Genomic DNA, 8,400 nt, shown 5'->3' on the forward strand with positions numbered 1-8,400 from the left:
ATTTTTTTCGTATTTCTATTGGTATTTTGCTTTGTTTATTCTAATTCTTTCGTTATTTATTTTAATTACTTGTTAATTAATTTTAATTTAATTATATCTAATTTTAAGTATTATAAATAGTTAATTTTATTAATTATTAATTATAAATATTTATTTAAGAATATAAGATATTTATTGTTAGTTATAGTTAAATTGGAGTTGGTTTTTGCATGTTTTTTAAGGATTTTGTTTTAGAGGAATTCGGAAATTTTAATAATTTTGTTGAACGAAAATATGTATTGTGTGAAAGTGCTTTTACTCGAAAGGGAAAATTGAGTTTGAAGGCAATGATTAAATATCCTTTATGTAATCGTAAAAAAACAACTTCAATTGAAGTAAATAGATTTTTAAGAAATGAATTGAATGATAGAGGTGTTACAATAACTAAACAAGCCATTTCAGAAAAAAGACAATTTATTGATCCAATAGTTTACATCGACATGAATGATAGTTTTATTTCAAAAATATACTCTCGCCAGGACGAAATGGCATCATTCAAAGGATTACACGTATGTGCAATTGATAGTTCCATTGTAGAAATTCCCAATACAAAATTAACAAGAAAAGAATTTGAAATTCCTGAAAAAACACAACCTAAAAAAAATACCTCCTCAGCAAGAATCTCATGCATGGTTGATACTCATTGGGACTTCGTAATTTCTTCCAATCTAACAAATAAAAAAGTAAATGAACTAACAAATGCAATGATACATTTAGATGATGCAAAAGACAAAATAGATTTGAAAAAAACAATAACAACCTATGACAGAGGATATAATTTCACAGAATTAATGGTAAAAACCATACAACTTGAATCTTATTTCCTAATCAGAGCAAAAAAGTCAACATTTAAAAAAAAGCAATCAGTAATGGAAACAAAGAGAATAAATGATGCAACATTTCGCATTACATTAAATAAATTAAAAATCGATAAATTCAATTCAGAAGATGTCAAAAAATATGCAGAAGAAATACGCAACATAAACGTCAGATTTGTAAAAGTAAAATTAAAAAATGGAACCATAGAAACATTATTAACAAATCTACCAAAAGAAATAGCAACACCAGAAGAATTAAAACATTTATACGGCGACAGATGGAAAATAGAAACTAACTATGACAGATTAAAAAACAAACTCCACATAGAAAAATTCTCAGGAAAAAAGAAAATAATCATCGAACAAGACTTCTACAGCCACATATACCTATTCAATGTACTAATAGCACTCAAACACGATGCAGAACAACAAATAACAAGAAAACCAAAGGAAACAACGAAATACAAATACAAATACAAAACCAACATCAACACACTCATCGGAAACATCAAAGAAGAAATGTTCAGACTCCTAACAGACGATAAAGAAGAAATAAACATTGCAATACAAGACATACTCGACATAGCAAGTAAAGACTTAGTATATACAAAAATAAATCCACCAACAAACGAAGAAAGAGAAAAAATCAAATATTACCATAAAAAATGCAAATCAAACCTCCAAGATAGCTTTTAAAAAATCAAGAAAATCTTAGCTTGACAGCATTGGAAAAAATGGCAAAAAATCTATAAATTAATGTGACTTTTATGAAATGGAAAATTGGAAATGTCAAGATTGACAATCAGGTAGTCCTGGCACCGATGGCAGGAATTTGCGATTCCGCATTCAGAAGGATAGCCAAATCAATGGGCTGCGGATTATTATCAACCGAGATGGTGTCCGACAAGGCAATAATGTATGAGAATACAAGGACACAGGAGATGCTTTACATGACTGATTGCGAAAGGCCAATTTCCCAACAGATATTCGGAGCCGAGGCAAAATCTTTTAAGATAGCTGCACAATACATTTGTAAAAATATGAAGCCGGACATTATTGACATCAATGTGGGCTGTCCAGTTCCAAAGGTCGCAGAAAGGTCAAAAGCCGGAAGCGCGCTTTTAAAAAATCCCCAAAAGATAGGCGAAATAGTGGAGGCCGTCGTTGATGCCGTCAATGTTCCGGTTACTGCCAAAATCAGAAGCGGATGGGACAGCACATGCATAAATGCATTGGAAGTTTCCGCAATCATTGAAGATGCCGGAGCATCAGCCATAACTGTTCATCCACGTACCCGAGAGCAGAGATATGGTGAAAAGGCCGACTGGTCGATAATCAAAGAGGTAAAGGATTCATTATCGATACCGGTTATCGGCAATGGAGACATCTTCACCTGTTATGATGCAAAAAGGATGATTGATGAAACTGATTGTGATGCGATAATGCTTGGACGGGGCGTGATTGGAAATCCGTGGCTGATAAGACAGTGCATCGATTATCTTGACAATGAAATAGAACCTGAAAAGGTCAGTTTGGATGAAAAGATTGAAATGATTAAAAAGCATGCTGAACTATTAAGTGAAATAAGGCCAGAAAAAGTCGCAATGCACAAGATGAGAACACATACTGCCTATTATCTTAAGGGCCAATGGAGAAGCGCTGAGATAAAGCCGAGAATATTTAAGATGAATGCAAAAGAAGAGTTATTTGCCCTCCTTGATGAATATGTGGAATTAGTCAAGTAATTTTTCAGCGCCGAACTTATCAAATAACTCCAAATCATTTTCCGAAATGGTATTTATTTCAAGCAAATCCATTCCGGTGATATCCATTATGTCACGGGCAATATGGACATAAGTGTCAGGATAGTCGTTATAACCAAATAAATGCCAGATGACGTCATCTTCAAAAACCATTTCCAGATACCAGTCATAGCCTTCCAGATCATCAGGGTCACGCGTATTTGACTTATTGTGATATTCATCGAAAATCCACATATATACATGATACATTTCCAATAATTCCAATATTAGCTCTTTATCTTCAAAAGTCAAATCCTTATCAATATATCCGTCAATCCTGCCCTTCTCGAAATTAACTATCAAGCGGGGATTTGGAAGCTCATAGGGATAGGTCCGGTAATGTCCGAATTCTATCGTTTTAACAGGCAATTTATTGCCCAAGTAAACTCCATCCTTCCTAACATCATAATATAGGGGAGTTACCAAACGCTTTTGATAATTCAGATGCAGCACATCAAAATCAAATGCCCTTTTTAAGATTTCACCGAATTCTATCCAATTTTTAGGGAAGTTATTTTTAAAGCTGTACTCCTCATAATTATCAGTTGAATAGATTATCACGTTGCATGAATAAACCAGCTCGATTTTTTCGAAATATGTGAAATCTTCAGAGACAAACCCGTCAAATAGGTTTAGATTATCAAAATCATGTAAAAATTCGTCTATCTGCAAATCAGATAAATGATAGATTTTACTGGTCATGTTGCGCCTTAAATCAACCAGTATGTCAATCCATGAATCATCGCAAATGGAATGTTCAGTTAGAAACTTGTCCCCGCTGCCTCTTTCGGAAATTTTATAATAGGCATTTTTATTGACAAGGTCGATTGTGAAGCATTCGTAGTGACGATTAAGTCTTTTGAAATTAAATCTCTGGGTAATTTCGATTTTTTCAATCATTGATTATTCTATCTTAAGCAAGTTAAATATATTTAACTAAATTTGAAAACATTTATTAAGTAATTTTTATTAATTATTTAATATGATTAGAAGATGCCCTCAATGTGGTACCACATCAGATGACATTTATGGATTCTGCTATAAATGTGGACGTGAATTTTCAAAAACAGACGCAAATGGAGGCGTATGTCCATTATGCGGTTTTAACAATCCTGCAGAAGCAGATTACTGTGTTAAATGCGGTACTCCATTAGTTTTTAAAAATCAGTTTGAGCAAACCTCAACCAGCAGTTTCGGACCTATCGTTATCGAAAAGAGAGTGGGTAAAACCACACCTGCCCATACAAAAAACAAGACAAGCAGCTGGCTGATTATTTTTGGTTATATCTTCTCAATCCTTGGAGGGCTTTTAGGTTTGATTATCGCGATTTACCTATCAACCAGGAAAGACCCGAATGCCCGAAAACACGGGCACATCCAACTGGCGATTTTTGTATTCTATATTGCGCTGATTGCAATATTCTATGCGACAGGAAACATTCCTGCAGACATAATGACTCAATATCAGCAAATATTAGCGGGAAATCTTACCTCTATCTAACGGAAGATACATTACTATGGCCCCATCACCGTCTTCATAGTACCCCGGGACTGTCCTGTCGATCTTAAAATTAAATGTTTTGTAAAATTCAACCGCTTCAGTATTGTTTTCATTTACTTCCAGATATATTGCATCAATTCTTAAAAGGGAAAGTATTGAAATGGCTTTTACAAGCAATTGGGTTCCAGCTTTCATGCGGCGATAATTCTTGTCAACGGCAATGGATATGATGTGGCCCTGATTTTCATATTTAATCCAAAAAATCACATATCCTATAACATAACCTTCCTCTTCGGCAACTAAAAATCCGACACCCATTTCATATAACTGCTGGAACATATCAATACCATAGGATTGGTTAAAGGACATGCTTTCTATTTCATAAACTCTTTTTAAATCATTTGGATTAAATTTGCGAACCAACATAGTAAATTAAATTATAAGAAGCAATGTATTTAATAGTTTTGATTGCGATATATTAAACTGAGGATAAAAAAATGTGGGACGATTTTGCCGAGTATATCTTAAGTGAAGTTGGAGAAAAAAGGGTCAAGATTGCCGAAATCGGCGTTGGAAAATTTGATAAGATCTCTGATGAGCTATCAAAACATGAAAACATCACTGTGATCAAGACAGATATCCTGCCAAAGGATTCGACAGTCATTGAAGATGACGTGACCAATCCTAATCTGGATTTATATGACGGCGTTGACATCATCTATTCAATAAGGCCTCCAGGTGAACTTCAGCCTTATCTGGTTAGGCTGGCTCAAAAAACTGACTCCCAATTAATTATCAAGCCCCTGACAAACGAAGATTTAAATACCGGCAAGGTTAAAATGAAATTAAAAAACTTCCGAAAAGCGAGTTTTTTTATATTAAAGTGATTAGATGGAATACTCCCTTGAAACTGGATTAACAACAGAAGAAGTCATTGAAAGACAAAAGAAGTATGGTTTAAATAAACTTGATGAAAAAAAACCTACTCCACTAATTTTGCTATTTTTCAGCCAGTTTATTGATATTTTACTGGGCTTGCTTATAATAGCTGCAATTGCCGCATATGCCGTGGGCGACGTGATTGACGCCTGCGTGATTTTATTGGCGGTTTTATTGAATGTGATTATGGGCTTTATCCAGGAATACCGCTCAAGAAAGGCTGTGGAAAGTCTTAAAGATTTGATGGTTGGAACAGCTGTTGTTAAAAGGGATGGCGAAGTCAGGGAGATCAACTGTGAAAATCTGACAATTGGAGATATTGTAATACTCGATGAGGGAGTTAAGGTACCTGCAGACTTAAAATTGATTGAAGTCAATGATTTGGTATGTGACGAGTCACATCTGACTGGAGAGTCAGAAGCTATCAGAAAACAGAATGATGATGCCGTTTATATGGACTCCCAAATTCTATCAGGCAATGCCCTAGGCATTGTGAAAAGCATTGGGATGAACACGGAAATCGGGAAAATCGCCGAAATCGTGCAGGAAGACGATGAGGAAACCCCCCTTAAAGTTAAGGTGGGAAATCTTGGAAAAACATTGTCCGCAATTGCAATCGTTGTCTGTATTGTTATTTTTATTATGGAGCTGCTGAAGGGAATTCCCGTTGTCGAGACATTCATGACTGCAGTGTCTCTTGCGGTTGCAGCGATTCCTGAAGGTCTACCTGCTGTTTTGACATTGACATTGGCATTGGGAATGTCTGAAATGGCAAAATCCGATGCTATTGTGAGAAAACTGTTATCTGTTGAGACTTTGGGTTCCTGTACCATAATCTGCAGTGACAAAACCGGCACATTGACTGAAAACAAAATGAGCGTTGTTGACAGTTTTTTTACAAATGAAAAAACAACCCTTGAGATTGGAAAATTATGCAATAATGCTAAAATAAGCAATGGAGAAATAATCGGCGATCAAACTGACGGGGCTATTCTGAAATACTGCAGCGATGCTGAAATCGAGCTTGAAAGACTTGATGAGATTCCACTTGACAGCAATCGTAAAATGATGAGTACTATACATAGATTAAGCAGTGAAAAAAGCATTGTTTTAACAAAAGGTGCACCAGAAATAATTTTAGATAAATGCAAATATATAGATGATGATGGAACTATCAAAATAATTGATGATAAAAGCAAGGAAATTATAATTAAAAAAATTGATGAAATGAGTAGTGATGCGCTGAGAGTAATCGGTTTTGCATACAAGCTCAATGACGATGATGACCCTGAGGAAAACCTAACATTCACCGGATTGCTTGGACTGAGGGATCCCCCTAAAAAAGATGCAAAAAAAGCGGTTGAAGACTGCATTAATGCCGGCATAAAAGTTAAAATGATTACAGGAGACCATGAAAAAACCGCACGTGCAATTGCAAAGGAATTGGGAATTCTGACAACCGGCCGAGTAATTACCGGAGATGAACTGGAAAAGATTACCTTGGAAGAATATTATGAAATATCAGGAGACATACAAGTCTATGCAAGAGTAAAACCTGCGCAAAAAATGAAAATTGTAGAAGCCCTGAAAGCATCCGACAACATTGTTGCAATGACAGGTGACGGTGTAAACGATGCTCCTGCACTTAAAAAGGCATCAATTGGTGTTGCAATGGGTGATGGTACCGATGTTGCAAAAGAATCCGCAGATATGATCTTGCAGAACAATGACTTTTCAACAATTGTAACTGCCGTGCGTGAAGGGCGCAAAATATATGACAACATCAAAAGATTTGTGAAATTCCAGGTATCAACAAACGTCGGCGCCATCTTGACAATAATTGGAACATCCATCTTGTCATTGCCACTGCCATTTAACCCTGTGCAGCTATTATGGCTAAATATTGTGATGGACGGCCCTCCCGCCCAAACATTAGGTATTGAAGGGGCTGAAAGGGATGTAATGCATCGCCCACCGGAAAGTGGAGATATTCTAACAAGAAAAACAATGATTGAAATATTGCTTACAGGATTGGTAATGGCCATTGGGACAATTATAGTATTCTGGTATGAGATGAGCATTTCTTCCGAAAAAAAGGCAATGACAGTCGCATTCACATTATTTGTGATGTATCAGTTATTTAATGCATATAACCGGAAAGCCAACAGTGAAAAATCAAGCAGATACTTATATCTGGCAATTGCAATATCATTTGTGCTTCAGGTGATAATCATATACATCCCTCAATTACAGATAATATTTAGAACCTCACCGATTGGTCTGGTTGACTGGTTGATAATTATAATCGTGTCTTTCACAATTATCCTATCGGAAAAACTAATGAGTAAAGTGATAAAATGAAGATATTCCTGCTTGGCGGAACCAAAGATTCCATAAACATAATCGAACACATAAAAAACAAATATGATTCTTACATCCTGACAACCACCACTACAGAATATGGTGCAAAGCTTGCAAAAGAGGGTGGAAGCGATGATACAATAGCCAGGCCATTGTTAAAAGATGAAATTAAGGAAATTCTTATTGATGAAAACTTTGATGTGCTGATTGATGCGACACATCCGTTTGCAGAACACATCACACAGACAAGCGCAAGTTTGGCTGAAGAGTTAGATATTGCCTATGTTCGCTTTGAAAGACCTCCCACAAACCTTGAAGACATTGACACATCACACATTCATTATGTAAACTCATTCGAGGATGCAGGAAAACTGATAGCAAGCGAATTTGATGACGGGAACGTGCTGCATTTTGCAGGAGCGAACACCATGGAGGATATCTTGAGACATGTTCCGGTTGACAGATTCTACCCGAGAATCCTGAAAGTGGAAAGCTCAATCAAGAAATGCGAGTCACTGAACGTCGATCCAAATCATATTATTCCAATGAAAGGGGCAGCAAGCCTGGAAGAAAACCTTGAGCTGATAGAAAAATATGATGCCAGCGTAATGATTACCAAAGAAAGCGGCGACATTGGCGGAGTGGTTGAAAAAATTCAGGCCGCAAACCAAAAAGATATTGCAGTCATAATGATTAAAAGACCAGAAATAGATAATTTAAATAAAAAGGATATGGTATCTAACCTTGATGAATTAGATATTAAATTACAAAACTTTTTTTAAAAAAAATAGATAGTTAACGCCGAGACTGGGATTTGAACCCAGGCGAGGATGACCTCACAGGATTTCAAGTCCTGCGCCTTACCAGACTAGACTATCTCGGCATATGAAAGGAATATTTAGAAGGATTCTAAATATTTATCCTTTAAGTTCAATTTCAA

8 protein-coding genes and 1 tRNA gene are annotated in these 8,400 nt (G+C 35.8%); 6 read left to right on the plus strand and 3 right to left on the minus strand.

Going from position 1 to position 8,400, the window contains the following annotated elements; translation table 11 throughout:
- Positions 1–209: 209 nt before the first annotated feature.
- Positions 210–1,553 (plus strand): IS4 family transposase, encoded by a 1,344-nt coding sequence (locus IJF99_RS05780; protein ID WP_292793002.1) that lies wholly within the window; start codon positions 210–212, stop codon positions 1,551–1,553.
- Positions 1,554–1,624: 71 nt separating this feature from the next.
- Positions 1,625–2,602, plus strand: a complete 978-nt coding sequence (dusB, locus tag IJF99_RS05785) for a tRNA dihydrouridine synthase DusB (protein ID WP_292793004.1) — start codon at positions 1,625–1,627, stop codon at positions 2,600–2,602.
- Here the strand turns inward: dusB and IJF99_RS05790 are convergent.
- Complete coding sequence (locus IJF99_RS05790) at positions 2,591–3,559, minus strand: hypothetical protein (RefSeq protein WP_292793006.1); 969 nt, start codon at positions 3,557–3,559, stop codon at positions 2,591–2,593. The genes dusB and IJF99_RS05790 overlap by 12 nt on opposite strands.
- 82 nt (positions 3,560–3,641) lie before the next feature.
- Between IJF99_RS05790 and IJF99_RS05795 the strand changes: the two genes are divergently transcribed.
- Positions 3,642–4,160, plus strand: a complete 519-nt coding sequence (locus IJF99_RS05795) for a zinc ribbon domain-containing protein (RefSeq protein WP_292793008.1) — start codon at positions 3,642–3,644, stop codon at positions 4,158–4,160.
- Here IJF99_RS05795 and rimI read toward each other — a convergent pair.
- Entirely contained in the window at positions 4,134–4,586 is a 453-nt protein-coding gene (rimI, locus tag IJF99_RS05800; protein WP_292793010.1) for a ribosomal protein S18-alanine N-acetyltransferase, read from the minus strand. The genes IJF99_RS05795 and rimI overlap by 27 nt on opposite strands.
- A 71-nt stretch (positions 4,587–4,657) precedes the next feature.
- Here rimI and IJF99_RS05805 point away from each other — a divergent pair, with 71 nt between their 5' ends.
- From IJF99_RS05805 to cobK, 3 genes are read left to right on the plus strand one after another with little or no spacing between them, the layout of a single operon-like run.
- The gene (locus tag IJF99_RS05805) at positions 4,658–5,047 is read left to right on the plus strand and encodes a UPF0146 family protein (protein WP_292793012.1); all 390 of its coding nucleotides are present in this window, start codon (positions 4,658–4,660) and stop codon (positions 5,045–5,047) included.
- Between the two features lie 4 nt (positions 5,048–5,051).
- Positions 5,052–7,460, plus strand: a complete 2,409-nt coding sequence (locus IJF99_RS05810; protein WP_292793014.1) for a calcium-translocating P-type ATPase, PMCA-type — start codon at positions 5,052–5,054, stop codon at positions 7,458–7,460.
- Entirely contained in the window at positions 7,457–8,242 is a 786-nt protein-coding gene (gene cobK / locus IJF99_RS05815; RefSeq protein WP_292793017.1) for a precorrin-6A reductase, read from the plus strand. Before IJF99_RS05810 ends, cobK begins: the two co-directional genes overlap by 4 nt.
- A 17-nt stretch (positions 8,243–8,259) precedes the next feature.
- Here cobK and IJF99_RS05820 read toward each other — a convergent pair.
- Positions 8,260–8,343 (minus strand) — tRNA-Ser (locus IJF99_RS05820).
- Between the last annotated feature and the right edge of the window lie 57 nt (positions 8,344–8,400).

Source organism: Methanobrevibacter sp. (genome assembly GCF_017406825.1).
GTDB lineage: Archaea > Methanobacteriota > Methanobacteria > Methanobacteriales > Methanobacteriaceae > Methanocatella.